23 protein-coding genes and 1 tRNA gene are annotated in these 26,006 nt (G+C 63.8%); 11 read left to right on the forward strand and 13 right to left on the reverse strand.

What is annotated here, in order from left to right:
- The first annotated feature begins 84 nt into the window (after positions 1-84).
- Positions 85-2,568 (forward strand): glycogen/starch/alpha-glucan phosphorylase, encoded by a 2,484-nt coding sequence (locus ACODSP_RS22620; RefSeq protein WP_488967799.1) that lies wholly within the window; start codon positions 85-87, stop codon positions 2,566-2,568.
- Positions 2,569-2,614: 46 nt separating this feature from the next.
- Here the strand turns inward: ACODSP_RS22620 and ACODSP_RS22625 are convergent, their stop codons facing one another.
- Together ACODSP_RS22625 and ACODSP_RS22630 are read right to left on the reverse strand one after the other, a co-directional pair.
- Positions 2,615-3,721 (reverse strand): energy transducer TonB, encoded by a 1,107-nt coding sequence (locus ACODSP_RS22625; protein WP_488967800.1) that lies wholly within the window; start codon positions 3,719-3,721, stop codon positions 2,615-2,617.
- A 115-nt stretch (positions 3,722-3,836) separates the two neighbouring features.
- On the reverse strand, positions 3,837-4,904 hold the full coding sequence (locus ACODSP_RS22630; RefSeq protein WP_488967801.1) for a hypothetical protein: 1,068 nt from the start codon (positions 4,902-4,904) through the stop codon (positions 3,837-3,839).
- A gap of 461 nt (positions 4,905-5,365) precedes the next feature.
- On the opposite strand from ACODSP_RS22630, the gene ACODSP_RS22635 reads away from it, so the two are divergent.
- Together ACODSP_RS22635 and ACODSP_RS22640 are read left to right on the forward strand one after the other, a co-directional pair.
- Positions 5,366-7,159 carry a DEAD/DEAH box helicase gene (locus ACODSP_RS22635; RefSeq protein ID WP_488967802.1) on the forward strand — a complete coding sequence of 598 codons (1,794 nt, stop codon included), beginning with the start codon at positions 5,366-5,368 and terminating at the stop codon, positions 7,157-7,159.
- 121 nt (positions 7,160-7,280) lie between these two features.
- The gene (locus ACODSP_RS22640; protein WP_488967803.1) at positions 7,281-8,897 is read left to right on the forward strand and encodes a peptide chain release factor 3; all 1,617 of its coding nucleotides are present in this window, start codon (positions 7,281-7,283) and stop codon (positions 8,895-8,897) included.
- A 12-nt stretch (positions 8,898-8,909) separates the two neighbouring features.
- On the opposite strand, the gene ACODSP_RS22645 is transcribed toward ACODSP_RS22640, so the two are convergent.
- Both ACODSP_RS22645 and ACODSP_RS22650 read right to left on the reverse strand, forming a co-directional pair.
- Complete coding sequence (locus ACODSP_RS22645; RefSeq protein ID WP_488967804.1) at positions 8,910-9,272, reverse strand: hypothetical protein; 363 nt, start codon at positions 9,270-9,272, stop codon at positions 8,910-8,912.
- A 322-nt stretch (positions 9,273-9,594) separates the two neighbouring features.
- Positions 9,595-10,071, reverse strand: a complete 477-nt coding sequence (locus ACODSP_RS22650) for a hypothetical protein (protein WP_488967805.1) — start codon at positions 10,069-10,071, stop codon at positions 9,595-9,597.
- 293 nt (positions 10,072-10,364) lie between these two features.
- Between ACODSP_RS22650 and ACODSP_RS22655 the strand changes: the two genes are divergently transcribed.
- From ACODSP_RS22655 to ACODSP_RS22665, 3 genes are read left to right on the forward strand one after another with little or no spacing between them, the layout of a single operon-like run.
- A complete protein-coding gene (locus ACODSP_RS22655) occupies positions 10,365-11,636 on the forward strand; it encodes a 3-keto-disaccharide hydrolase (RefSeq protein ID WP_488967806.1) in 1,272 nt (423 codons plus the stop codon).
- A 12-nt stretch (positions 11,637-11,648) separates the two neighbouring features.
- Positions 11,649-12,197, forward strand: a complete 549-nt coding sequence (locus ACODSP_RS22660; protein ID WP_488967807.1) for a gluconate 2-dehydrogenase subunit 3 family protein — start codon at positions 11,649-11,651, stop codon at positions 12,195-12,197.
- Positions 12,197-13,903: a GMC oxidoreductase gene (locus ACODSP_RS22665; protein ID WP_488967808.1), complete on the forward strand. Its 1,707-nt coding sequence runs from the start codon at positions 12,197-12,199 to the stop codon at positions 13,901-13,903. Before ACODSP_RS22660 ends, ACODSP_RS22665 begins: the two co-directional genes overlap by 1 nt.
- A gap of 22 nt (positions 13,904-13,925) precedes the next feature.
- On the opposite strand, the gene mscL is transcribed toward ACODSP_RS22665, so the two are convergent.
- Positions 13,926-14,336, reverse strand: coding sequence for a large conductance mechanosensitive channel protein MscL (gene mscL, locus ACODSP_RS22670; protein WP_488967809.1), 411 nt, complete (start codon positions 14,334-14,336; stop codon positions 13,926-13,928).
- A gap of 163 nt (positions 14,337-14,499) precedes the next feature.
- Between mscL and ACODSP_RS22675 the strand changes: the two genes are divergently transcribed.
- Both ACODSP_RS22675 and ACODSP_RS22680 read left to right on the forward strand, forming a co-directional pair.
- The gene (locus tag ACODSP_RS22675) at positions 14,500-15,138 is read left to right on the forward strand and encodes a pyridoxamine 5'-phosphate oxidase family protein (protein WP_488967810.1); all 639 of its coding nucleotides are present in this window, start codon (positions 14,500-14,502) and stop codon (positions 15,136-15,138) included.
- Between the two features lie 33 nt (positions 15,139-15,171).
- Positions 15,172-15,450 (forward strand): hypothetical protein, encoded by a 279-nt coding sequence (locus ACODSP_RS22680; RefSeq protein ID WP_488967811.1) that lies wholly within the window; start codon positions 15,172-15,174, stop codon positions 15,448-15,450.
- 13 nt (positions 15,451-15,463) lie between these two features.
- Here the strand turns inward: ACODSP_RS22680 and ACODSP_RS22685 are convergent, their stop codons facing one another.
- The 3 genes from ACODSP_RS22685 to ACODSP_RS22695 form a co-directional block, all read right to left on the reverse strand.
- Positions 15,464-16,732 (reverse strand): NAD(P)/FAD-dependent oxidoreductase, encoded by a 1,269-nt coding sequence (locus ACODSP_RS22685; RefSeq protein WP_488967812.1) that lies wholly within the window; start codon positions 16,730-16,732, stop codon positions 15,464-15,466.
- A 95-nt stretch (positions 16,733-16,827) separates the two neighbouring features.
- Positions 16,828-18,390, reverse strand: a complete 1,563-nt coding sequence (locus ACODSP_RS22690) for a glycosyltransferase family 39 protein (RefSeq protein WP_488967813.1) — start codon at positions 18,388-18,390, stop codon at positions 16,828-16,830.
- Between the two features lie 57 nt (positions 18,391-18,447).
- Positions 18,448-19,512 carry a glycosyltransferase family 2 protein gene (locus ACODSP_RS22695; protein WP_488967814.1) on the reverse strand — a complete coding sequence of 355 codons (1,065 nt, stop codon included), beginning with the start codon at positions 19,510-19,512 and terminating at the stop codon, positions 18,448-18,450.
- A gap of 438 nt (positions 19,513-19,950) precedes the next feature.
- Here ACODSP_RS22695 and ACODSP_RS22700 point away from each other — a divergent pair, with 438 nt between their 5' ends.
- Positions 19,951-20,490, forward strand: a complete 540-nt coding sequence (locus tag ACODSP_RS22700; RefSeq protein WP_488967815.1) for a sigma-70 family RNA polymerase sigma factor — start codon at positions 19,951-19,953, stop codon at positions 20,488-20,490.
- Between the two features lie 90 nt (positions 20,491-20,580).
- On the opposite strand, the gene ACODSP_RS22705 is transcribed toward ACODSP_RS22700, so the two are convergent.
- Positions 20,581-20,787 (reverse strand): hypothetical protein, encoded by a 207-nt coding sequence (locus ACODSP_RS22705; RefSeq protein ID WP_488967816.1) that lies wholly within the window; start codon positions 20,785-20,787, stop codon positions 20,581-20,583.
- A gap of 153 nt (positions 20,788-20,940) precedes the next feature.
- Positions 20,941-22,737, reverse strand: coding sequence for an acyl-CoA dehydrogenase (locus ACODSP_RS22710; protein WP_488967817.1), 1,797 nt, complete (start codon positions 22,735-22,737; stop codon positions 20,941-20,943).
- Positions 22,738-22,973: 236 nt separating this feature from the next.
- Here ACODSP_RS22710 and ACODSP_RS22715 point away from each other — a divergent pair, with 236 nt between their 5' ends.
- Entirely contained in the window at positions 22,974-23,912 is a 939-nt protein-coding gene (locus ACODSP_RS22715) for a lysozyme family protein (protein WP_488967818.1), read from the forward strand.
- A gap of 2 nt (positions 23,913-23,914) precedes the next feature.
- On the opposite strand, the gene ACODSP_RS22720 is transcribed toward ACODSP_RS22715, so the two are convergent.
- The 3 genes from ACODSP_RS22720 to ACODSP_RS22730 all read right to left on the reverse strand — a co-directional run bounded on the left by ACODSP_RS22720 (position 23,915) and on the right by ACODSP_RS22730 (position 24,659).
- Positions 23,915-24,199 (reverse strand): hypothetical protein, encoded by a 285-nt coding sequence (locus ACODSP_RS22720; RefSeq protein ID WP_488967819.1) that lies wholly within the window; start codon positions 24,197-24,199, stop codon positions 23,915-23,917.
- A 102-nt stretch (positions 24,200-24,301) separates the two neighbouring features.
- Positions 24,302-24,376, reverse strand: a tRNA-Met gene (locus tag ACODSP_RS22725).
- 76 nt (positions 24,377-24,452) lie between these two features.
- Positions 24,453-24,659, reverse strand: coding sequence for a hypothetical protein (locus tag ACODSP_RS22730; RefSeq protein WP_488967820.1), 207 nt, complete (start codon positions 24,657-24,659; stop codon positions 24,453-24,455).
- Between the two features lie 166 nt (positions 24,660-24,825).
- On the opposite strand from ACODSP_RS22730, the gene ACODSP_RS22735 reads away from it, so the two are divergent.
- Positions 24,826-26,006: hypothetical protein (locus tag ACODSP_RS22735; protein WP_488967821.1), on the forward strand; the 1,181-nt coding region annotated here is incomplete at its 3' end.

Below are 26,006 nucleotides of genomic sequence, written 5' to 3' on the forward strand. Positions count from 1 at the left end.
GCTTTTTCCCATTGCCAAGCGGTCGGCGGCAAGGCGGAATGGTGACATCTTTCTGTCATTGCCGTTGTTGAAAGCCTGCCCACCATGGATGCCCGTTACCGTTCCCGCGAAATTGGCCGCAAGGCCGAAGATGTCGACGCGCTGAAACGCTCTTTCCTGGAATGGCTGGTCTATTCGGTGGGCAAGGATGCCAAGACGGCGACGCGCCGCGACTGGTTCACCTCCGGCGCTTTGTCGGTGCGCGACCGTGTCGTCGATCGCTGGATGGACACGACGCGCGGGGTTTATGCCGCCGATGCCAAGCGCATCTATTACTTCTCCATGGAGTTCCTGATTGGCCGGCTTCTGTCCAACAATCTGGACAATCTGGGCCTGACGGAGGTCTGCCGGGAGGCGGTGGACCGTCTGGGCCTGCGCCTGGAAGAAGTGCTGGATGCCGAACCCGACCCGGCGCTGGGCAATGGTGGCCTGGGCCGGTTGGCCGCCTGTTTCCTGGACAGCATGGCGACGCAGCATCTGCCGGCCTATGGCTATGGCATCCGCTATGAATATGGCCTGTTCGAACAGCGCTTCGATCAGGGTTTTCAGGTGGAATTCCCGGACAATTGGCTGCGTTTCGGCAACCCGTGGGAGTTTGCGCGGCCAGAGGTGCTGTACCCCATCCATTTTCATGGCCGGGTCGAAACCTATATCGACGGGGCCGGGGTGGAGCGACGCCGCTGGGTCGATACCGAGACTGTCCATGCCATGGCGTTTGACACGCCCATCGTCGGTTACGGTGGCGAAACGATCAATACGTTGCGCCTCTGGTCCGCCCGCGCCACCAGTGATTTCAACTTCCACCATTTCAATGATGGCGATTATCTGAAAGCTGTGGAAGGCAAGGTCCTGTCGGAGAACCTGTCACGCGTGCTCTATCCCAATGACGCGACGGAGGTGGGGCGCGAACTGCGGTTCAAGCAGGAATATTTCTTCACCAGCGCGTCCATCCAGGACATCCTGCGCCGCTATATGCAGCATCATAAGGATTTCGATGCGCTGCCGGAAAAGGCGGCCATTCAGTTGAATGACACGCATCCGGCCATCGGTATCGCCGAACTGATGCGTATCCTGATTGATATCCATGGGCTGGATTGGGACAAGGCCTGGGACATCACCCGCCGTACCTTCAGCTATACCAACCACACCCTGCTGCCTGAGGCGCTGGAAAGCTGGCCCGTGGGCATGATGGAACATGTGCTGCCCCGGCATATGCAGATCATCTACGATATCAATGCCAAGTTCCTGCAAGGGGTTTGGTCTCGTTGCGATATCGATACGATCCGCCGTCTGTCCCTGATTGATGAGAATGGCGGGCGGCGGGTGCGCATGGGCGGGCTGGCCTTCCTGGGCAGCCACAAGGTGAACGGGGTTTCTGCCCTGCATACCGACCTGATGAAGCAGACGGTGTTTGCCGACTATCACCGCCTGTTCCCCGACCGCATCACCAACAAGACCAATGGCATTACCCCGCGCCGCTGGCTGCATCAGGCCAACCCGGCCCTGTCCCGCCTGATCAGCAGCCGCATCGGCGATGGCTGGATCACCGACCTGGGGCAGTTGGCAGCCTTGAAGGACAGGGCAGGGGACGAGGTGTTCCAGGAAGAGTTCCGCCGGGCCAAACGCCAGAACAAGAAGCGGCTGGCCGCCTATATCGCCCGCCACCTGCGCATCGATGTCGATGTCGATAGCCTGTTCGACGTGCAGGTGAAGCGCATCCATGAATATAAGCGGCAGTTGCTGAACCTGCTGCAGACGGTGGCGCTCTATAATGAAATCCGGGACAATCCCAACCGAGACTTTACCCCCGTCACCAAGATCCTGGCCGGCAAGGCAGCACCCGCCTATCACCAGGCCAAGCTGATCATCAAACTGGCGAATGACATTGCCAAGGTGGTGAACAATGACCCGCTGGTGCGCGGGCGGCTGAAACTGGTGATGCTGCCCAATTACAATGTCAGCCAGGCGGAAATCATCATGCCCGCCGCCGACCTGTCGGAACAGATTTCAACGGCAGGGATGGAGGCGTCGGGCACCGGCAATATGAAACTGGCCCTGAACGGTGCCCTGACCATCGGCACCCTGGATGGGGCCAATGTCGAAATCCGCGACCATGTCGGCGCCGACAACATCTTCATTTTCGGCCTGACTGCGCAGGAGGTGCAGGATCTGCGGTCGGGTGGCGGCTTTGACCCGCGCGCCGTCGTGGGGGCAAACCCGCATTTGAAGCGTGCGCTGGACATGATCGGCAATGGTGCCTTCAGTCCCGATGACCCTGGACGTTTCCGCCCCATCGTCGATGCATTGCTGTATGGCGACCATTTCCTGGTCACCGCCGATTTCGAGGATTACCGCAACGCCCACACTGCCGCCCGCGCGCTGTACCGGGACAAGGCGGAATGGACGGCCAAGGCCATTTTGAATACCGCCGGTATGGGCTGGTTCTCTTCGGACCGGACCATCATGGAATATGCCAGCGAAATCTGGGGCGTGGCACCGGTGCCGCCCGTTGGGGATGCGGCGGATTGACCGCAAGCGCCGGGGTGTCTCGTGTGGATACCCCGGCCTTCACGCATCAGTTCCGCCGCTTGAACCGTGACCCGATCTCCGCCTCTTCGTTTTCATACTGATAACCGAAGGTCTGCTTCTGACGGATCAGGGTACCGGGATCACCCACCGGCACCGTCGGCTGGTAACGCCATGTGCGAACGGCCTTTTCAACCGATGTCGCATATTGCGGGTTGCCGGATTTCTCCAGAATCTTTGTTTCCTTCACCCGGCCATCGGCGGTGGAGACCATGAATTCGATGGTCACCTGACCCGATACGGAGATGCGGTTGTCCGGCGTGTCCGGCACCTCCCGGAACAGCGGTTTCACCTCGCCCTCCGGCACCGGCAATCCGCGTGTCGCCTCGACCCACTTGTCCTCTGTCACGCTGTCCCCGCGCTTGAAGGCGATATAGGCCAGCATGCCATAGGTGGGGCGCAGAACCGCCTTCACCGCCGCATCATCCTGCCCGACACCCCGGTCCGCGACGGAGATGAACATGGCCTCGGCCTCATCCTTGCGACCGGTTTCCATGGTCAGCAGGGCATGTTCATAATCCACCATCAGGCGGACGACATGATTGGCCGGCACGGCCTGGGCCACGGTGGAGGCGCGGTCCAGATACTTGCGGACATCAACGATGTCCATGGCACCCTTCAACTGCCGCGCCTGGGTCAACAGAGCATTGACATGTCCCACCGATTCCGCGCCGAAATTCTTGGCATACAGGTTGATGACCTGATCCTGTGCATCGCGCGCCGCCTCAAAATCCCCGGCACGGATCAGCGCCAGTGACAATTGCTCATGCACCGCGATCGGGGTGCCATCCTCCGGACCGACATGGCGTTTCAGGGCCACGATGGCTTTGCGGATCGTGCTGGGGGCGGCCCGGTCCTTGCCCGTACGCAGGAAAATATCGATGGCGTTCAGCAGCAGCCGCTCATGGCTGGCGGCCTTATAGGTGGGGGACTGTTCATAGATTTCCGCCGCCTGCCAGGCCAGATCGAAGGCCTCATTCAGCTTGCCTTCATTCATCATCGCCACGGAGGCCTTGTTCGCCTCCTGCCAGGTCATGGCCGATGCCGGCAAGGATGACAGCAGCAAGGCACAGACAGCGAGACTGGCAACACGCATGGAAACCCCCGGAAAAATATCGCGGGCTGCACGATATCTTTCCGGGGGCTGGCATTCAACGCAGGAGATTGCACGATTGCAAATGCATGCAATCGTATGGTGTGATTTCGACCCGTCAGCTTGCCGCGTTGCTGACGCTCTGCCGCACGGTGACCAGCGATCCGGCTGACCCTTCGGTCGCGGTGGGCTGGAACCGCCAGTTCAGGATGGATTTGGTCATCACGGATACATATTTTGGATCACCGGAGCTTTCCAGAACGCGGACTTCCTTGACCTTGCCGTCGGCGGTGGATACGCGCAGCTCCATGGTGGCAGACCCGGTCAGCCCGCTCTCGATGCTTTCCGGGATGGAGCGGAACAGGGGCTGCGGACCGCCGGCATGCTGCGGCAGGCCACGCGTGGCCTCCACCATGCGGTCCTCGGTCTGCGGATCGCCCTCACGCTGCGCAATGAAGGCCAGCATGCCATAGGCATCGCGGGCCAGGCTGCGCATCGCCACATTCTCCGACGCCCGCGCCTGCCTCACGATGGAACGAAGCTGCGCGCCGGCGGCGCTGTCGCGACCGGCATCAATGGCGCCCATGGCCTGTTCAAATTCCACCTGCAGGCGGATCGGGTGATCGGCAGGCAGGCTCTTGGTCAGGCCGTCGATCCGGTCCAGATAGCGCTGGGCCGTTGCCGCATCGCGGGCGGCCTTGGCGGTGCGGACCAGTTCCAGCTGCGCATTCACGCTGCCCACACTGTCGGCGCCATAGTTCTTTTCATAAAGCGTGGCCACGCGCTCATAGATCAGCTTGGCCTTGGCCTTGTCGCCCAGGGCCAGATAGGACTTGGCCAACTGTTCGTTCAGCGCGATGGTTTCCGGCGCCCCCTCGGGCACATGCCGGCCAATGGCCGTCAGCGCCTTTTGCAGCATTTCCGGTGTCTTGGCAGGATTCTGGATCTGCAGGAAGATGTCGGCGGCGTTCAGTAGCAGCCGCTCATGGTTGCTGGGCTTGTAGTTGGGGGTCTTCTCATACAGTTCTGCGGCCTGCCACGCCAAGTCGAAGGCCGGCTGCAACTTGCCTTCCACCATCAACGCCACAGAAGCCTTGTTGGCCTCCTGCCAGCTGGATGCGGCCTGTACTGGGCCGGCCAGCAGTAGCGCGCACGCTGCGACGGGGATCAATTTCGTTGCAAACATGCAACCTCCTGGGAATGTCAAGTAAAAAGTTAAATGTAACTTACGATGCTTTGCAGTTCCGCTCAAGCGGGGAAAGTTTGGCCCATGCAATGTTTCTGCTTTTGCACCCGCCCTGCGCCGCGCGCTGCCCAGCCTTGTCGGAGGGCGGGACGGATTTCGCTGGTGCAACAGCATGGTTTCCGGCATGGTCCGTGCCGTAACCGAGTGGCTGTGGGGCCCCCGGTGGCCACCCATGCCACCAACAAGATACGCCCCGAATGATGAGAGTCGGGTCGTGTCGCTGCCCATCGCCCTGATGGTGCCGCCCTTCGCTTTCCGAACCAGCAGAAGCCGCTCCGAAGCGCAACCGCCAGCGCCGGGATGATCCCGACGTTTGGCATCCCTTGCGCTCCAACCGCGTCCGGACCCGTGAAGGGCCGGCGGTGCGGAGCGTTTGGCTTTGTCCGAAGAAAGCACGTTCCTTGACCATTACCTTTTCCGATCTCGCTCTTCCCGCTTCCCTGATGCAGGCCGTGGCCGAGCTGGGCTATGTCACCCCGACCCCGATCCAGGCGCAGGCCATTCCCGCCGCGCTGGAGGGCCAGGATGTCGTGGCGTCCGCCAACACCGGCACCGGCAAGACCGCGGCCTTCGTGCTGCCGGCCCTGGCCCGCATTGCCGCGTCGGAGCGTCAGGCCGGTTCCTGGGGCCCGCGCGTCCTGGTGCTGACGCCGACGCGTGAACTGGCCAGCCAGGTGCTGGAGCAGGTTCGCCTGCTGTCCAAGTTCGGTCGCATCCAGACCGGCACCGTGCTGGGCGGCATGCCCTATCGCGCCCAGATCGAGATGCTGCGCCGTCGCGCCGATCTGATCGTCGCGACGCCGGGCCGCCTGATCGACCATCTGGAGAATGGCAAGGTCGACCTGTCCTGCATCGAGATGCTGGTGCTGGACGAAGCCGACCGCATGCTGGACATGGGCTTCCGCGATGCCGTGGAACAGATTGCCGGCGCTTGCCCGGAAGGTCGTCAGACCCTGCTGTTCACCGCTACGCTGGACCGCACCGCAGAAAAGCTGGCCGCCAGCCTGACCAAGAACCCGGTGCGCGTCGATGTGGCCGGCAAGGCCGTCACCAACACCTCCATTGAGCAGCGCTGGCTGCGCGCCGACGGTCTGGACCACAAGCACAAGCTGCTGGGCCGCCTGTTGGAAGATGAAGCCTTCGGCAAGGGCATCATCTTCATGGCGACCAAGGCCGATTGCGATGTGATGGCCGACCGCCTGTCCGAGCAGGGCCACCGCGCCATGCCGCTGCATGGCGACATGCAGCAGCGCGAGCGTAACCGCGTGGTGCAGTGGCTGCGTGACAGCCGTATCAACGTGCTGGTCGCCACCGACGTTGCCGCCCGCGGCATCGACATTTCCGACCTGTCCCACGTCATCAATTTCGATCTGCCGCGCGTCGCGGAAGATTACGTGCACCGCATCGGTCGTACCGGCCGCGCCGGTGCCACCGGCATCTCCTACAGCCTGTTCACCCGCCATGACCGCAATCTGGTTCGCGCGATTGAGCAGTATACGGGCCAGCCGCATATCCAGACCACCCTGCCGGGCCTGGAGCCGATGCCCGAGCCGGAGCGCAGCAAGTTCCGCCCCGGCGGTGCTGGCGGGCCCAAGCCGTACGGCGCCCGCAGCAATCAGGCTGGCAAGCCCTATGGCAACAAGGGTGGCTATGGCGGCCAGCGCCGTGAAGGCGGCTGGGGCGGCGAGCGCCGCGAGGGTGGCTATCAGGGCGGTGGTGCCCAGGGTGGTGAACGTCGTGACGGCTATCAGGGCGGTGAGCGCGCCGAGGGCGGTTTCCGCGCCGAACGCCGCGACGGTGGTTATCAGGGCGGCGAACAGCGTTCGCAGAGCGAGCGTCTGGGCGGTTGGCAGGGCGAACGCCGTGAAGGCGGTTTCCAGGGCGAGCGTCGTGAACGCCGCGACTTCCAGGGCGAAGGCCAGCATCAGGGCGGTGACCGTCCGCAGCGCGCCTGGACCCCGGATGCCAGCCCCGTCGCCGGTGAAGCCCGCACCCCGCACCCGCACAAGGCCAACCCCTACAAGCCCCATGCCGGCAAGGGCCGTCCCCACGGCCATGGCGGCGAAGGCCGCGCCGACTTCCGCGACGCCGGCCAGGGCGGTGAAAAGCGCCGCGAATTCCGTGGCGAACGCCAGGGCGAAGCCCGCGCCGAAGGCGGTGCCGCCGCAACGCGCCGTCCGTTCCGCCAGGGTTGATACCTGACAGGGAAAGCCCCTCTCCCGCCGCTGGCTGGGGGAGGGGCTTTTTCATTTCAAGTTTCGGTCCGTATCCGTTAATCCACCAGCGCCCACTGTCCGATTGAAGAGCCAAGCGTCCATGCCCGACAATATCCTTGAAGCGCAAGTCGCCAAGCGTCGTACCTTTGCCATCATCGCGCACCCTGACGCGGGTAAGACGACGTTGACGGAGAAGCTGCTGCTGTTCGGCGGTGCCATTCAGATGGCCGGTGCCGTGAAGGCGCGGGGCGAGCAGCGGCGCGCGCGGTCGGACTGGATGAAGGTGGAGCGGGAGCGCGGGATTTCGGTCACGGCGTCGGTGATGAATTTCGACTATGCCGACCGTACCTTCAATCTGGTCGATACGCCGGGCCACGAGGATTTTTCCGAGGATACATATCGTACCCTGACCGCCGTCGACAGCGCCGTGATGGTGATCGACGGGGCCAAGGGCATTGAGGCCCAGACGCGCAAGCTGTTCGAGGTTTGCCGCATGCGCGACGTGCCCATCATCACGTTTGTGAACAAGATGGACCGCGACGCGCGCGACCCGTTTGATCTGATGGACGAGGTGGAGCGCGACCTGCAGCTGGAAGTCACCCCTGCCTCCTGGCCCATCGGGTCGGGGTCGGATTTCCGGGGCTGTTATGACTTGATCCGCGACCGGCTGATCCTGATGGATCGCCGTTCGGGCGATGTGGCGACCGATGGCGTGGAATGCAACGGCATCGACGATCCCAAGATCGACCAGATGCTGCCCGCCGATCAGGCCGCCAAGCTGCGCGAGGATGTGGCCATGGTGCGGGAGCTGTGCCCGCCCTTCAATCTGGAGACCTATCGCGAAGGTCACCAGACGCCCGTGTTCTTCGGCTCCGCCATCAATAATTTCGGCGTGCGCGAGCTGCTGCTTGGTCTGGCCGCCTATGCCCCGCCGCCGCGCCATCAGAAGGCCGATGGCCGCATGGTGGAGCCGGACGAGAGCAAGGTGACGGGCTTCGTGTTCAAGGTCCAGGCCAACATGGACCCCAACCACCGCGACCGTATCGCCTTCTTCCGCCTCTGTTCCGGCCATTTCAAGCGCGGGACCAAGCTGAAGCATATGCGCAGCGGCAAGATCCTGGCCGTGAACAATGCGGTGCTGTTCCTGGCCCGCGACCGGGAACTGGCCGAAGACGCCTTCCCCGGCGATATCATCGGCATCCCCAACCACGGCACCCTGCGCATCGGCGACACGCTAACCGAGGGCGAGGAACTGCGCTATACCGGCGTGCCCAGCTTCGCACCCGAACTGTTGCAGCGTGTGCGCCTGGATGACCCGATGAAGGTGAAGCATCTGCGCAAGGCGCTGGAGCATTTCGCCGAAGAAGGCGCGTCGCAGGTCTTCAAGCCCATCGTCGGCGCCGACTGGGTGGTGGGTGTGGTCGGACAGCTGCAGTTCGAGGTGCTGGCCGCGCGCATCGAGGCCGAATATGGCATGAAGGCCCGGTTCGAGACGGCGGGCTATGACGCCGCCCGCTGGGTGGAAAGCGATGATCCCGTGGCGCTGAAGAACTTCATCGATAGCCGCCGCGCCGATCTGGCCGAAGATCATGACGGCGCGCTGGTCTATCTGGCCCGCAATGGCTGGCAGCTGAACCGCGCCCAGGAGGATTTCCCGGCTCTGCGGTTCCTGAAGACGCGCGAGCAGAACAAGAGCGTGACGACAGTGGCGGCCTGACCGGGCCGCCACCTATCCCCCTCGCGCGCCCAACACCCGGTGGAGGGCGTTATCGGCCATGGGTGCGAAGGACCAGTCGGATGCCATGCATTCGAATGTCTCGTCCTTCATGTAGAACAGGAAATGACGAAACCCGTCTGCGTCCGGGGCCAGGGTGATCCAGTCTTCCGGCTGATCCCGCAATTGATCGGGGCCGGTCAGTTCGTAGAACTCGCCCCAATCCGGGGCCGCCTGACGGTAGCGGCACTGGTTCTGGTACCAGCCCTCGTCATTGGTTTCGCCCAGCCGGTAACGGCTGCAATTGCCAAACCTCAGAATCCCTTGCTCGTCTTCCTGGAAGGCAGGAAAGGCATAGTGATTCAGGATAAGGCGCATGTGAAGCGCCCCGTCCTGGGTCCAGAATTCTGGCGCTGGGCATACAGGCTCCGCGTTCCAACCCCGGTTCAGGCGGGTGAAGGTTGGGGGAGGTGGGCGCACGGCGGCTAGGCGCCGCCGCCGATGTGAAAAGAATGACATGGGCTTGCTGCCTTTCTGGCCACATGCCCACCCGATATCAGATCACGCCGACCAGATACAGAATGATAATGACGGGGATCGGGATACCAAGGACCCAAAGCAGAATGCCGCGCATATCGTTCCTCCTCTGACCGTGGGGTTCATGGAGGGGGAACAGCGTTACGGTGCGGATGGTTCCGTCTTAACGGGCCGCAATCGCCACTGTGATCGTGTCGGCATAGGTGCCGGCGATGGCCTGCGGGTTGGCGGGGATGTTGACCTTGAAGCTTTTGGTGGACACCGTCTTCTTGGCGCTGGTCCGTGTCAGGACGACGGGGGTGGCCAGCGACTTCACGCCCGAATTATCATATTGCACCGTGTAGGCGGCGCGTGCGCCGGTGGCGTTTACCAGGGCACCGGCATTGGCCGACGAGATGGTGACGGTAAAGCCGTTGCCACGGTTGCACTTTTCACCCACGGTACCGATGGTCAGATTGCTGGTGCCTTTGACCAGATCGACGCTGCTGGTGTTTGTCTGATTGATCTGCACGAAGCAGATAGTTTCCATGGTGCCACGCAGGCCGATGCTGCCATTGGACTGCGCCAGTGCCGGAAGGGCGCTGGAGGCCAAAAGCAGGGTGGCGGCCAACGCCGCGCATGCGTGGTCTTTGCGGACCATGGTGACAACCTCGGTTCTGGCCTTGGGGCCTTGCAATGCCGGCTGATGCCGGTCGTTCCTGTACTAAAGCAAGACTGATTCCAGGTAGTTAAGGGCGTCTGTGTCGGATTTTCATTGCGCTATGCAATGGTTTGATGGTTTGGCATTGCCTGTAGTTGCATTATGCAAAGTGTCCGGGTTTGCATAATGCAATTAAGAAGACACTTTCCCATCGTTCCGCAATCCGTTATGACAAGGTTGTCACATAGCTGGACGATAGAATGATCCGGCGGGTGAAGCAGGGAGGATCGATCATGGCCCCTACGCGTCGGGCGGCATTGGGGATGCTGGCTGCTGCCGCATCCGCCCCCTTGGCCCCATCCTGGGCGTCCAGCCCACCGCCCTGGTACTCCTTGATCCCGCCTGCCGCCGCCCCGGATGGTTCCATTCCCGGCTGGCGCCCGCTGGGTGGGCGGGCCAGCTACCGGCTGGAGGCGGGAGAGATTGTCGGGACATCGGTGGAGAAATCGCCCAACAGTTTCCTGTGCAGCGAGGAACTGTTCGGCGATTTCATCCTGGAATTCGAGGTGAAGACCGATCCGCGCCTGAATACCGGCGTGATGATCCGGGCGCTGACCAAGCCCGATTATCGCAATGGCGTCGTCCACGGCTATCAGGTGGAAATCGACCATGCCGCCCGCCGCTGGACGGGTGGGCTGTATGATGAACAGCGCCGGCTGTGGCTGGCGACACCGGCCCACCGGCCCGAAACCCAGGCCAGCTTCAAATCCGGCGACTGGAACCATCTGAGGGTGGAGGCGGTGGGCACGCGCTTTCGCACCTGGCTGAACGGTCTGCCCGCCATTGTCATGGTCGATGACATGACACCGCGCGGCTTTATCGGGTTGCAGGTGCATGATGTCGGCCCCGATCCGGCCAATGCGGGGCTGGAGGTGCGGTTCCGCAACCTGCGCATCATCACCGACGATCCTGGCCGCTATATGCGCAGGCCGCTGGACGTAACGGATGAGCAGGATTTCATCGCCAACCATATCAGCACTGAACGCGCCGCCCTGGGCTGGCGGTTGCTCTGGAACGGGCGGGATGGGGCGGGGTGGTCCGGTCTGTCGGCCAGTGGTTGGCGCACCGAGAACGGGGTGATCATCCGCGATGGTGCCGCCACCCCGTTGGTCACCGCCGACCGGTTTACGGATTTCGATCTGGAACTGGATGTGCGCGCGACCGATGGGGCCGATGGCGCAATCACCTATCTGGGCAGTGCCGATTATCGCCTAGCACAGGGGCCGCAGGGGCAGGGGGATGCCGCCAGCGGCACCCTGATCGGCAAGGTTCCGGCCCGCAACCTGACCGATCCCAATCCTGACAAGCCATCGATGAAGCCCGCCGGCCACTGGAACCGCGTCCGTATCCTGGCGCGCGGCGACCGGATCGAGCATTGGCTGAACGGATCAAAGCTGGTGGAGGGTCGCCGGGCTGCGCTCGGCGTGCCGCCATCGGGTCCCATCCTGCTGCGCCCCGGCAAGGACCGTTTGGAATTCCGTTCCGTCCGTATCCGTCCCCTGTAAGGAACGCTGCATATGAACCGGCGACAGGCCCTGCTGGCCGCCATCACGCTGTTGGGCGGCACCTTCCTGGACGGCGCGCTTCCCGTCTGGGCCTATGAGGGGACGAGGGCTGGCAAGGGGCAGCCGGGCCGTTTCTTCAATGCCCGCGAAATGGCGCTGCTGGCCGAGGTGGCGGAGATCATGATCCCCGCCACCGCCACGCCCGGCGCCATGGCGGCCAATGTCCATGGCGTGATCGATGGGCTGATGCTGGATTGGGCGCTGCCGGCGACGCGGGCGCAGTTCCGTCAGGCGCTGAGCGATATCGACGCCAGGGCAGCCCCCCATGGCTTCCTGGCCCGCCCGCCCGCCGAACGCGCCGCCCTGCTGACCGGCATCGATATCGCCGCCTTTCATGGGCAGGGCCCAGCGGATCAGGCCTATCGCCGTCTGAAGCAGCTGATCTGGTACGCCTATTTCACGTCCGAAGGGGCCGATCCTGATTATGTCGCCGTTCCCGGCCAGTATCGGGGCGACATTACGCGGGTGGAGATGGAACAGCTGGTGGCGGGGGCGCGCTGATGGAATGGGACGCGATCGTCATCGGCTCCGGCATTACCGGCGGCTGGGCAGCCAAGGAACTGTGCGAGAAGGGGTTGAAGACCCTGGTCCTCGAACGTGGCCGGCATATCGACCATGGCGGTTCCGACTATACCGACATGGAAGCCCCGTGGGAGGTGGAGTTCCGCAATCTGGTGCCGGAGGATTGGCCGGATAAGGGCTGGCAATATATGAAGGATAAGGGTGACTGGATCTATAGGATGCAGCACCTGCAACTCTTTGCCGATACAAAGACCTATCCCTTCTCCTACCCCGAAGACCGGCCCTTCATGTGGACGCGGAGCTATCAGTTGGGGGGACGGTCGCTGACCTGGTATCGGCAATCCTATCGCTGGGGGGAGGCGGATTTCACCGCCAACCTGCGCGACGGGCACGGGGTGGACTGGCCCATCCGTTATGCCGATCTGGCGCCCTGGTACGATCATGTCGAACGGTTCGCGGGCATTTCCGGCAGCCTTGAGGGGCTGGACGAGCTGCCCGACGGGGTGTTTCAGCCGCCGTTCGAGATGAACTGCGCCGAACGCCGCGTGTCGGAGACGCTAAAACGCCGGCGCCCCGATCTGCATATGATCATGGGCCGCACCGCCAATATGACAGCACCGACGGCGGAGCAGGAGGCGCTGGGCCGGTCACGCTGTCAGGCGCGGTCGCATTGCAGCCGGGGTTGCTCCTTCGGTGCCTATTTCAGCAGCCTGTCTGCCACCCTTCCTGCCGCCCGCAACACCGGCAACCTGACCATTCTGACCGATCAGATTTGCCACAGCCTGGAACATGATCCGGCCACGGGCCGCGTCACGGGCGTGCGGGTGATCGATGCCAACAGCATGGGCACCAGCACCCACCGCGCGCGGCTGGTGTTCCTGTGTGCCTCGGCCATCGGGTCCGCCCATATCTTGCTGAATTCCCGCAGCGAGGCGCATCCGCGCGGGCTGGCCAATGGCAGTGACGCGCTGGGCCGTTACCTGATGGACCATGTTGGCGGTGCCTCCGCGTCGGGGCGGGTACCGGGAATGCTGGACCGGTATGATTTTGGTCGGCGTCCGAATAACATCTATATCCCCAATGTCCGGGCCAGGGGACAGAAGCCGGGTGACGGCTTCATCCGGGGCTTCGGTTTTCAGGGTGGGGCCACGCGCGGTCGCGCCATGGAGGGGGCCGGGCGACAGGTTGGTTTTGGTGCGAAGGTGAAGGATGGGGCCACACAATACGGCCCCTGGACCATCCGTATCGACATGTTCGGGGAAATGCTGCCCTACGCCGATAACCGCCTGACCCTGCACCCGACGAAAACCGACCGCTGGGGCATTCCGCTGGCGCATCTGGACTGCACCTTGCGCGACAATGAATTGGCCATGATCGGCCGGGGCCGGGACGAGGCGGCGGAAATCCTGCGCGCCGGCGGGTGCGAGGATGTGACGGCGCACGCCCGGTTCGACCATCCGGTGGGCTTCAAGACGCATGAGATGGGGACCGCCCGCATGGGCCGCGACCCCGCCACCTCCGTCCTGAACGCCTGGAATCAGGCGCATGAGGTGGCGAACCTGTTCGTCACCGACGGGGCCTGCATGACGTCGAACGGCACACAGAACCCGTCGCTGACCTATATGGCCCTGACGGCGCGTGCCGCGAACCATGCGGTGGAACTGTTGCGGCAAGGGGCGATCTGACGCGCCCCTTCTCCGCGATTGATCAATCCTTGGCCTTCAGCAGGTCGCGGATTTCGGTCAGCAGGATCTCGCTCTTGGTCGGCTCCACGGGCTTGGCATCTTCCTTCTTCTTGAAGCGGTTCACCTGCTTGACCAGGATGAACACGGCCCAGGCTACGATGAAGAACTTGATTACGGCGTTGATGAACAGGCCGTAATTGATGGTGGTGACGCCGGCATCCTTAGCGGCCTTCAGGGACGGATAGTCGCCGCCCGACAGGCTGATGAAATAGTCGGAGAAGTCGATGCCGCCCATGAGATAGCCGATGGGCGGCATCAGTATGTCGTTCACCAGCGAGGTGACGATGGCGGTGAAGGCCGCGCCGATAATGATACCGACGGCCAGATCCACGACATTGCCGCGGCTGATGAAAGTCTTGAATTCGTTCAGCATGGGTTCCCCGTTCCCATCGGCAGCGGCCCCCGTGGCCGTGCCAGTGCGATCAGCATCCTGCATCGTGCCCGGAATGGAAAGCCCCCATGTGCCCCGCGCACTTGTCCCCGCCCGTCCCGGCCCCGACACTGGGGGCCTGTCCATATCCCCGAGGTGACGCGCCATGCCGCATCCCGCCCTCCCGAACCCGCCCGGCCTTATCAGTGATATCGCGGTGCTGGAGGGGCTGTATGGCCCACCGGGCGCGCCGTCGCTGGCCAAGGTTTCAGACCGGCTGACGCAAGCCTACCGTGCCTGGCTGTCGGCAGCACCTTTCTTCGCGCTAGGGTCCGTGGGGGCAGGTGGGCTTGACGTGTCGCCGCGCGGGGATGCGGGTATGGCGGTCACCATCCTGGATGACCGGACCCTGTTGATCCCCGACCGGCGCGGCAATAACCGCATCGACAGCTTGCGCAACATCATCGCCGATCCGCGTGTGGCCTGCCTGTTCCTGATCCCTGGTGTCAATGAATGCCTGCGCATCAATGGCCGCGCCGCCATCAGCATTGATGCGGACCTTTGCCAGCGTCTGGCCATGGAGGGGCAGTTGCCCCGGTCCGTGATATGGGTGGAAATCGACGAGGTCTATTTCCAATGCGCCCGCGCCCTGATCCGTTCCGACCTCTGGGTCCTGGGTGCGCGGGGCCGCCCGGATGGCGTTCCCACGGCGGGACAGATGACGGCAGAGGCCAGTAACGGTGCCGAAGGCGGCCCCGCCTATGACGCCGCCCTTCCCGAACGGCAGCGCCGCACATTATGGTGAGGTGCTGAAACCGGGGATGGGGGACGGACGGGAATGTGGGGCCTGCTGCGCTTTATCGCCACGCTGATCGGCGTGGTCCTGTTTTTGACCCTGCCCATGGTCTTCCGGGACAATATTCCAGACGGGCTGTTCGATGCCTGGGACAGCCTGTTACGCCCCTTGCGCGACCCGGTGACCCGGTTCTGGTGGCAATATTTCAACCGCCTGGATCAGCAGCCGCTGTTCCAGCTATCGACCCTGCTGACCCAGGCGCTTGCTATCACCCTTGTGATCACCGCCATCCGCTGGATATGGCGGCGGCGGGTGGCGTGAAGCTTCGTAGCTGCTACAGCCAATCCTGAAGCCTGTACCACATCATGCCCAGCACCAGCGCGGGCATTTTCAGGCCCGGCGGTCCCGGAAAGGCCCGGTGCGGCACGCGGGCGAAGATGTCGAAACGGCCCGCCTGACCGGCAATCGCCTCTGCCATCACACGCCCGGCAATCGCGGTCAGGGCCACGCCATGGCCGCTATATCCTTGCGCGAAATAGGTCGTGGGGCTGACCCGGCCCAGATGCGGCATGCGGTTCATGGTGATGGCGACATGGCCGCCCCAGCAGAACTCCACGCCGACATCGGCCAGTTGCGGGAAATATTTCAGCATGGTCCGGCGCAGCGACTGTTTCAGGTCGGGCCGGTCGAACCCGGAATAGCTGACGCCCCCGCCGAACAGGAAGCGGTTATCCGGGCTGCGCCGGTAATAGTTCAGTACGAAATTCACATCTGCAATCGCGATGTCAGACGGGATCAGAGCCTGCGCCCGCTCCGCCTCCATCTTCGCGGTCCCGATGATGTAGGTGCCCGCCGGCATCACTTGGGCGCGGATGGGGGGGCTTAAGTCCCCCAGATAGGCATTGCCGGCCAGGACCAGGAATTTTGCCGATACCGATCCTGTTGCCGTGAACGCCTTTGGCGTGGCCCCGGTATCGATGCGCACCACCCGGCTGCCCTCATGGATACGCACGCCCAGCCCTTCGGCGGCAATCGCCAGCCCCAGCGCATAGTTCAACGGGTGCAACTGCCCGCTGCCGTCATCGAACAACCCGCCCAGATAGGCGTCGGTTGCCACCATGGACCGGATTTCATCGCGCCCCACCATGCGCGTCTTGCCGTAGCCCAGCCCCTCCAACTCCGCCTGATGCTCTGCCAAGCCTGTCATGTGCCGGGGTTTCAGGGCCGCCAGCAGGTAGCCCCATTTCAGATCACAATCGATGCCGTACCGGTCGACAAGGTCGGACAGCATGGTCTTGGCTTCTTCCGACAGGTCCCACAGGTGCCGCGCATCCTGCTTGCCGACCCAGCTCTCGATATCCTCAATGCCCTTGTTGAAGCCGGTAATGATCTGCCCGCCATTGCGCCCGGACGCGCCCCAGCCGACGGATTCGGCCTCCAGGATCGTGACGGACATGCCCTTGGCCGCCAGCTCAATGGCGGTCACCAGACCCGTATAGCCACCCCCGACGATACAGACATCGCAAGCGATATCGCCCACCAGCGGCGGGCGGGCGGGGGCGTGGTGGGCCGTGGCGGCGTACCAGGAGGGGGCGTGGGGCATGTCGGAACGGGTCGCGGTGGAGGATGCCGATCATTCTACAGGCGGGGGTGCGGAACTGCACCCTCTCATCCTGCCAGGACCATCGTCGCCCCGGCCTACGGCTTTTCCCGCAGGTCCAGGACATAGGCCAGGACGACCCCCATCCGTTCCACCCGCAGCAGTTCACGCCCCGCCGGAACCGGGCCGCATTGGCCGCGTGTGAAGGCGATATAGAAATCGGCCTCCCCCTGGCCGTCCTTGGGAGCCTTCCAGGTGGGGGGCAGGTAATGCAGGGCGCTGTCATGCGGGCCGCAGATGCGGATACGGTAGGGATGGGCAACGGCGGCGCCGCCTTCCTGTCCCACAATCAGGTTGCGCAGCCGGTCTGCGGCTTCTGACAGGGGGCTGCCCCAGTAATCCAGCTCAAACCGGCCCTCGGCCCCGCGCACCCCACCGGCCAGGGCATTGTACCAGATGGCCTCATACGGGTGCAGGCGGGCGACGCTCAGCATCTGCCAGCCCGCCCACAGAACCAGCATTCCCCCCGCGATGCGGCTGGCCAGGGGCAGGCGCGCGGTAACCATCGGTGCCGCCAACTGACCGGCCAGCCGATCCAGCCCGATGGAAGCCGCCACCGACAGGGGCGGCAGCAGGAACAGCAGATGCCGGATACCGTCATAAAGCACGGCACCCGTAACGATCACGATCAGGGGCGGCAAAAGGATCGCCGCTGCCAGCCCGACCCGTTCCGGCAGCAGGGTCAGGGGCCGGCGCAGGGCACGCACACCCATGACAGCCGCAACGCCAAGGCCCAGCAAAGTGACCTCCGGTAGCTTCACAGCAAAGGCCACCGGCACGTACCACCAGGGCAGGTCGGTTGTCACCAGCGTCCGGCCCGCGAACGGAAAGCTGAACTCCAAGGGAAAGTGCGAAAAGCCGGCCAAGGCCTCCAGCGGGCGCGATACCGGGTCCAACTGTGCCCAGGGCCAGAAGGCCAGCATGATCATCCAGGCCAGCGCAAAGGCCGGCAGCAGCCGCGCCGCCGCCGTCACCCCTTCCCACAGGGCGGTACCCAGGGGCCGTTCCCGCAGGCGCAGAAACAGCCAGTATAGGCAAGCGATACCCAACGGCCCGATCAACACGACCCCGCCCACACGGATGCCCAGCGCGGCCCCGAACGCGATGCCATAGGCGAGCAGCGTGCCCATCTGCTGGCGCGGCAGGTCGCGGATCAGGCGGATCTGGTAAAGGCCCATCCAGGCGGCGGCGGTGGCAAAGGGCACGTCCTTGGGATTGGCAAAGGATTGCCCCATCCATTCCGGCGTCAGCGCCAGAAGCAGAACGGCCAGTGCGCCGGCGCGTGGCCCCGCCAGCGTCCGCGCCTGTGCCCGAACCGCGGCCAGCCCCGCGACACCCACCAGCCCGCCGACCAGCCGCCGCGTCTCATACGCATCAAACGGCAGCAGGATGCCGGCCACCGCCGTCACCGTGTCATCCAGGGCGCCGTAGAGATAAAGATTCTGGAACCCCAGCACCCGCTGGTCTTCCCCCAGCGACAGGTACCAGTCCAGCGCGCGGCGCCCGTTCTCCAGATGCAGCGGCTCATCCCAGGTGATGCCATATTGCTTGAAGGTCGAGGCGACAAACAGCAAGGCGCCAGCCAAGATGAGCTGCGCCACAATATCCCAGAAATTGGAAGGGCCTTCGTCCCTTGCGCCGGATGGGCCCATCACGGGTCAGTTCGCGCCGCTGCGCCGGTCGGGCAGGGCCGCCGCTGGATGGCGGTGATCGGCTGTCTCTGTCGCTGCGCTGACCGCAAAGCCGACGCTGTCCGACACAAGATAGAGGGGCCGTCCCTTCACTTCCGTGAAGACCCGGCCCAGATAATCGCCCAGCACGCCCAGGCAGATCAACTGCACCCCGCCAATGAACAGGGTCGCCACCATCAAGGAGGCATAGCCGGGAACATCGATCCCGAAGATCATGGTCTTCAGCAGGATGACGGCGCCATACAGCACCGCGATGGCCGCCACCGCCAGCCCCAGCCATGACCAGATGCGCAGGGGCAGGGTGGAGAAGGAAACAATGCCATCCATGGCGAAACGGAACAGCTTCCAGGTGCTGAAGGTGGTGGTGCCCGCATGGCGGGGCGCCGTTTCGAACGGAACTGCCACCTGCCGGAAACCGACCCAGGAATAAAGCCCCTTCATGAAGCGCGTGCGCTCGCCCATCTGGTTCAGCGCGTCAACCACGGCGCGGTCCATCAGACGGAAGTCGCCGGCATCGCGGGGCAGGGGCACTTCCGACATGCCATCCAGCATGCGGTAGAAACGGCGGGTCAGGAAACGGCGCAGCGGCGGATCGGTATCGCGCGAGCGGCGCACGCCATAGACCACCTGTGCACCGGCCTGCCAATGGGCATAGAACTCTTCGATCACTTCGGGCGGGTGCTGCAGGTCGCTGTCCATCAAAACGACAGCCCGGCCCGACGCATGGCGAAGGCCGGCTGTCATGGCCATTTCCTTGCCGAAATTGCGGCTGAACCGGACCAGACGGATACGCGGATTGGCGGTGTGTGCAGCCTGCAACCGGGCCCAGGTGTCATCGCGGGAACCGTCATCCACGCACACTACCTCATACGGCACGCCCAGCCGTTCCATCACGGGCGCAAGCCGGGCAAACAGCGCGTCGATATTCTCCCCCTCATTATGCATGGGCAGAACGACGGACAGCACCGTGGCCTCGTTCAAGGGCCGCAGCGGGGTAGGGGACTTGGACGGCTCGTGGGTGGGCGTCAACATGACGGGTCCTTGGCAGGGCACGCGGCAGCGGCGATGACGGCTGTCACCGGCCATTGCCACCTCAGACGCGAACACTAAGCCTTAACCAACCAAACCGCCAGCCAACCGGAGGGTTAGGCACTGGCCAGCCGGTCGATGCAGCCATGTTCCACCTGTCCGGTGGATATAGCGTATCCGCACCGTTTTTCCAACCGGGCGTCATTTCCGTAGCGGATGGACTATATCCAACCGGCTCTGACTAAAGAGATCACAGCTTAGACCCCGGCTGCCACAATCATGACACGGTCTGGATAAAAATTACTTAAATCACGAAGGGGAAAATACAGATCAACAAATCGCCCCTGACTTTGGTCGTGCCAATAAAAAGTCGAATATAGTTCGATATTCGACCCATGGCGAAGCAGACCTTGGTTCCAGCCTTGGACGATGGAGATGAACATGGCCAGCAGCCAGTACAATATCACCACTGCCTCCGCCCGCCCCGACCTTGCGGCACAGGTGGCAGCCGAGCGTGAATATCTGCGCCGCTATGCGTTGGGATTGTGCCGCGATGGCGCATTGGCCGACGATCTGGCCCAGGAATGCATGGAACGCGCCCTGACGCGCCTGCACCTGTGGGAAGAGGGCACGAACCTGCGGGCGTGGCTGTCGACGATGCTGCGTAACCTGCATATCAACGGCCTGCGCCGGAACCGGCAGCATGTGGCCCTGGATGATTGTGACGGCGCTGAACTGGGGGGCACGCCTGCCCGGCAGATGGGGCGGATGCAGGTCCGCGACCTGCGCCGCGCCATGGCCCGGTTGCCGTCCGACCAGCGCGACATGGTCGTGATGGTGGCACTGCGCGGGGTCAGCTATGAACAGGCGGCGCTGAATGCCAACGTCTCGGTCGGGACCGTGAAGTCCCGCCTGTCGCGGGCACGGGGCACCCTGCGCCGCCTGATGGATGGTGAGATGGTCGTGGAAGGCCGCGCTTGAGAACAACGGTCACAATTTGTGACCGTTGTTAGGGCGACCGCCGCGCCGCTCATGCGGTGTCGCCAAGGGCGCGGGTATGACACGCACCGATCAGGCTGCTGATGGCCGGCCCCGGCGGCGACGCTTCTTGGGCTCCGGTGCGGCGGGCTTGGGTGGGGCGATGCAGCGTTGCAGGCCCTGGTACGCCAGTCGGATCACGCCTGTAAGCTGATCCGGCGCCTGCGGGTTGGCCTGTATGTACGCGGTCGCAATCTTGGCGGCCAGCAGGCGCAGTTCATCCGTCGGCGTCTCGGTCATCGGGGTTTCCTCCAGCCCTTAATCGATAAGGCACTGTGGAACTGGGACCCCTTTAAGTCCATTTGACGCAAAAGCCTAGACACGCAAACGTTGGGCCTATGCCCTTCGTCGGAATGCGTGGGTGGCAACCCGTGCCACCCACGCGGCACATCATCAGAACTGGTCTTCCGACAGGCCCATGACGGCGCGGTGACCCTGGGTCACAACGGTCAGCAGGCCGCGTGCCTGGGGCAGGATCTGGTCCGCATAGAAACGGCCCGTGATGATCTTGCCATCCAGGAACTTGGCATCGGCACCCGGTTCGCGCATCAGGCCATTGGCCGCCATCATGGCCTTGGCCGTCAGGTAGCCGCCGATGGTAACGCCGAACATGCGCAGATAGCTGACGGCACCCGACGCGATGGCGGTCATGTCGGCCTTGCCCGTTTCCACCACCCACTTCGTCGCTGTTTCCACAGCGTCGATGGCGTCGGTCAGGTTGGCGCCCATGGTGGCCATGTCGTCGCCCGGCTGGGCGGCGATGGCGGTGGCCGTGGCGCGCATTTCGGCGATCAGGGCAAAGGCCGCCTGACCACCATCGCGCAGCACCTTGCGGAAGGCCAGGTCGTTGGCCTGGATGCCGTTCGTGCCCTCATAGATGGGGGCGATGCGGGCGTCGCGGTAATGCTGGGCGGCACCGGTTTCCTCGATGAAGCCCATGCCGCCATGGATCTGCACGCCCAGGCTGGTCAGCTCCACGCCCAGGTCGGTGCACCAGGCCTTGGTGATGGGCGTCAGCAGGTCGTTCAGGGCGTTCGCGGCCTTCGCAGCGTCGGTGTCCGGGTTGCGATGCGCATTGTCCAGCGCCGACGCCGTCAGGTAGACGAGCGCGCGGGCCGCCTCGATCTGCGACTTCATGCACATCAGCATGCGGCGCACATCGGGATGCTTGATGATGGCGACGGGGGCGGGGTCCTTGCCGGTCAAGGCGCGGCTCTGCACCCGGCCCTTGGCATAGTCAACCGCCTGCTGATAGGCGCGTTCGGCAATCGCCATGCCCTGCAGGCCAACGCCCAGGCGGGCATTGTTCATCATGGTGAACATGTACTCGATGCCGCGATTTTCCTCACCCACCAGGAAGCCGACAGCGCCGCCATTGTCGCCATAGGCCATGACGGCGGTCGGGCTGGCATGGATGCCCATCTTGTGCTCCAGCCCGGCGCAACGCAGGTCGTTGCGCGCGCCCAGGCTGCCATCCTCATTCACCATGAATTTCGGCACGACAAACAGGCTGATGCCCTTCACGCCCGCCGGGGCTGTGGGGGTACGGGCCAGGACCAGATGGATGATATTGTCGGTGAAGTCATGCTCACCAAAGGTGATGAAGATCTTCTGACCGGTGATCAGCCAGGTCCCGTCCTCATTCGGCACGGCCTTGGTCCGCACGGCACCGACATCGGAACCGGCCTGCGGCTCCGTCAGGTTCATGGTGCCGGTCCATTCGCCGCTGATCAGCTTTTCCAGATACAGCTTCTTCTGCTGTTCCGACCCATGGGCCTGCAGCAGTTCCACCGCGCCCTGGTTCAGCATGGGGCAGAGGGAGAAGGACATGTTGGCCGAGGTCCACATTTCCTGGATCGGCAGGGCGAGCGTCCAGGGCAGGCCCTGACCGCCGAAATCCGGATCGAACGGGACCGCGTTCCAACCACCCTCGGCATATTTCCAGTAGGCGTCGCGGAAGCCGGGGGCGGTGGTGACCACGCCATTCTCCAGCTTCGCCCCGTTCTGGTCGCCGACCCAGTTCAGCGGCGCCAGCACATCGCGCGCCAGCTTGCCGGCCTCGTCCAGGACCTGATCCACCAGATCGGGCGTTACCACGTCATAGCCGGGCAGGCCGGCCACCTGCGACAGGCCGACCACATGGTTCAGCGTGAAGCGCATGTCCTGGATGGGTGCGTTGTAAGCGGTCATTTCGCCTTATCCTCCCGGCTTAACATATTGGGCAGGTTCCAGCGCCCCGCCCGGTTCATGATGAAACATCGCGCGAACACATCCACCCGGCAAGCCCCGCCGGCTGGATGTTCGGCTGTCGGTGCTTACGTTAACGTAAAAGGCAGGTGCTTGTCATCAGGGTTTGGGGCGCTTTTTGGGCTTGGCACGCCGATTGCTTTACCTCATGCCAACACCCGTACCCGTGGAGCCGTCCCGTGAATAGCAACCTCAACCTCCTGAACCAGGGCAGCGTCGCTGAAACCAAGGGAAATGCGCGCAATGCGCCGGCCCATGTGGTTCGCGCCGTACAGCAGGCCAGTGCGGCAACCGGGGTTGATTTTGCCTATCTGATGGATAAGGCCGGGGTCGAAAGCGGCTATCGAACCGATGTCAAGGCATCGACCAGCAGCGCCACCGGCCTGTTCCAGTTCACGGAAGGAACCTGGCTGAACATGGTGGAACAGCACGGGGCCAAGTACGGGTTGGGTGTTTATGCCGACAAGATCAATAATGGCTCTGTCTCTGATCCCCAGACGCGCAAGGAAATCCTGAATCTGCGCAAGGATCCGCGCATGTCGGCCATTTTTGCCGCTGAACTGGCAAACGACAACAAGACCCACCTGGAAAATGAACTGGGCCGTCCGGTGGGAAAGACTGAACTTTACATGGCTCACTTCCTGGGTGCCGGTGGGGCCGCCAAGTTCCTGAAGGCCATGGACAAGAACCCCAACCAGCCGGCGGCCAACCTGCTGCCTGACGCGGCTAAGGCCAATCTGAACGTCTTCTATGACGGCACCCGGCCCAAGTCGGTGGGGCAAATCTTCGACAATTTTGCCGCCAAGTTCGATGATGCCCCGGCACAATTTGCCGGGTCCACGACGCTGGGCACCGTTCAGGCGGCGGATACTTCCTCCCAGCCCTGGCTGACGGGCATGCGCTCTGCCGTGTCGGGCAAGGAGCCGATCTCCACCTTCACCATCATGATGCTGGACAGCCTTGCCGTGCCGTCGGACGACGATGAGGAGAAGAAGCGCTCCACCGGCTCCGGCGCCCGTGACAGCGATGAGGGCGATCAGAGCAGCGGCAAGGCCACCAACGGCTATGGCATGAAGGTCGGCCCGAACCTGTCCGCCGGCAACCTGATCGCTGCCTAATTTCAAACCGCCCGGCTGCCGCCACCGAACAGGATGCCGGAGCCCACGACGAATCCGAAATCGTACCAAAGCCCGTCATTGGGGAAGGCGTACATCCGCATGTCCAGGAACAGGCTGCCGATAAAGGAAATCGGGGCCAGGAAACCATGCACCAGACCCCAGAGCAGGCCGGGCAGGGGATGGGTCACTTCGGGTGCCGGCTGGTTGGCGCAGGCCGCGACCGACAGGGCCAGCAGCAACAACATGGCGCCACGCAGCGCCCCCTTGCGATCAAAGGATTTCAGCATGCGGGCGGCCCTTTTCGGCTGATTGAGCAGAAAGAAGATCGTATCATCGCCAAGCCTGAAAAGCGAAAACCCCGCCAGAGGTATCTCTGACGGGGTTCTATATGGTGGCACCGGCGTGATTTGAACACGCGACCAAGGGCTTATGAGTCCCCTGCTCTACCGCTGAGCTACGGTGCCGAAGCTCGTCCGTCCGGGTGGTCCCGAACGGGAGCCGCTATTTATGAAACTGCGCCGGGCCTGTCAATATCTGTTTTCAAAAATCTTCATCATAAAGCAGGTGCCGTTTCAGCTGTGCCCGGTAGCGGCCCATACGCGACCCGTCATGGCCGGGCCAGCCGGCGCGCAGGGCCGACAATTCCGCCTCCCGCTCATTGACGGCCCAACAGGACAGCTCCGTATCCCTGCCGGCCTCGTTGCGCCAGCGGAAGATGAACAGCTGTGGCGTTGCGGTTGGCGGCATGGGGCAGGGGACCTGTCGGCGGCTTCACGGGGTGCAGGATGCGTCGGGATGGCGTCCCTGTCCACCCCGTCCAAGTTTGGTGGTTGATCTGTGCATCGACCACAAGACTTTGGGGGTAGCGCCGCTGTAGGATGCGCCACCCGCCAACCCGTGCCGGTTATCCGCCATGTTGCGCTTCATGCTGACCCCGCTTCGCTGGTTTTTCCGCTTCGTGCTCTATACCAGCGTGATTCTGACCCTGCTGGTGCTGCTGGCACCCTTTGCCTTTGACATTCCGGGGCGGGCGGAGAAGGTGCTGGCCACCATGAATGCCGGCAACCTGCGTGGCATGCGGGTGCAGGCGCTGCCGGAGTCAGTGCGTGGCTTCCCGCCGGAACTGGAAATCAGGGACCTGCGCGTGACGGTGCCGGGGCCTCAGGGGGTGGCGGCCACGGCCATGACGGCGGCCAAGGTCCGCGTCGTTGTCAATGTCATGGAAAGCATGCTGCGGGGGCGTGTGGTCCTTGCGGCCATGGTGGAAAATCCTGTCATCTATGCCAACCAGCCCCTGAACCTGGGCGCCATCGCAACCGCCATCAGCGTCGCTACGGGCCTGCGTACCCAGATACAGCTGGTGGGTGGCGAGGTCATCAATCCCGGCAGCCGGACGGTGGTGGCGCTTGGCGATGACACGCTGACCAATATCAATTCACGCTCTAGCGAGGATCAGCAGGTCGCGGAAGTCGTCCCCCAGGATGATCGGGGGGCCGCGTCCAACCTTGGGGGCGGTGGCGGCGGCGCGGGTGGCACCACGGGGGCGACAGCCGCCGGTGCTGGTGTTGGCGCTGGAGCTGTGGCTCCGGGGGTTGTTGCTGGTGTTGCGGCCGGTGTCGGCGGCAGCGTGGTGGCGGGTACTAGCGGTGGCGGTGGCCGGGGGCCGGGAACCACCCCAGGGGGAGGCGGCACAAATCCCGGTGGTGGCGGTACTGACCCTGGCGGCGGCACGAATCCTGGCGGTGGTGGCACGAATCCCGGCGGTGGCGGCACCAATCCGGGAGGGGGTGGCACCAACCCGGGCGGTGGCGGCACGAACCCAGGTGGCGGCGGAATTGATCCCGGTGGTGGCACATTGCCTGGCGGTGGTGGGATCAACCCCGGCGGTGGTGGCACGAACCCTGGTGGTGGCGGTAGCAATCCGGGCGGCGGCGGCACAAATCCCGGTGGTGGCGGTACTGACCCTGGCGGTGGTGGCACCAATCCTGGTGGCGGCGGCACGAACCCTGGCGGTGGTGGCACCAATCCCGGTGGTGGTGGCACCAATCCCGGTGGCGGCGGTACGAACCCCGGTGGTGGTGGCACCAATCCCGG

Source organism: Niveispirillum sp. FG156, from assembly GCF_057809555.1.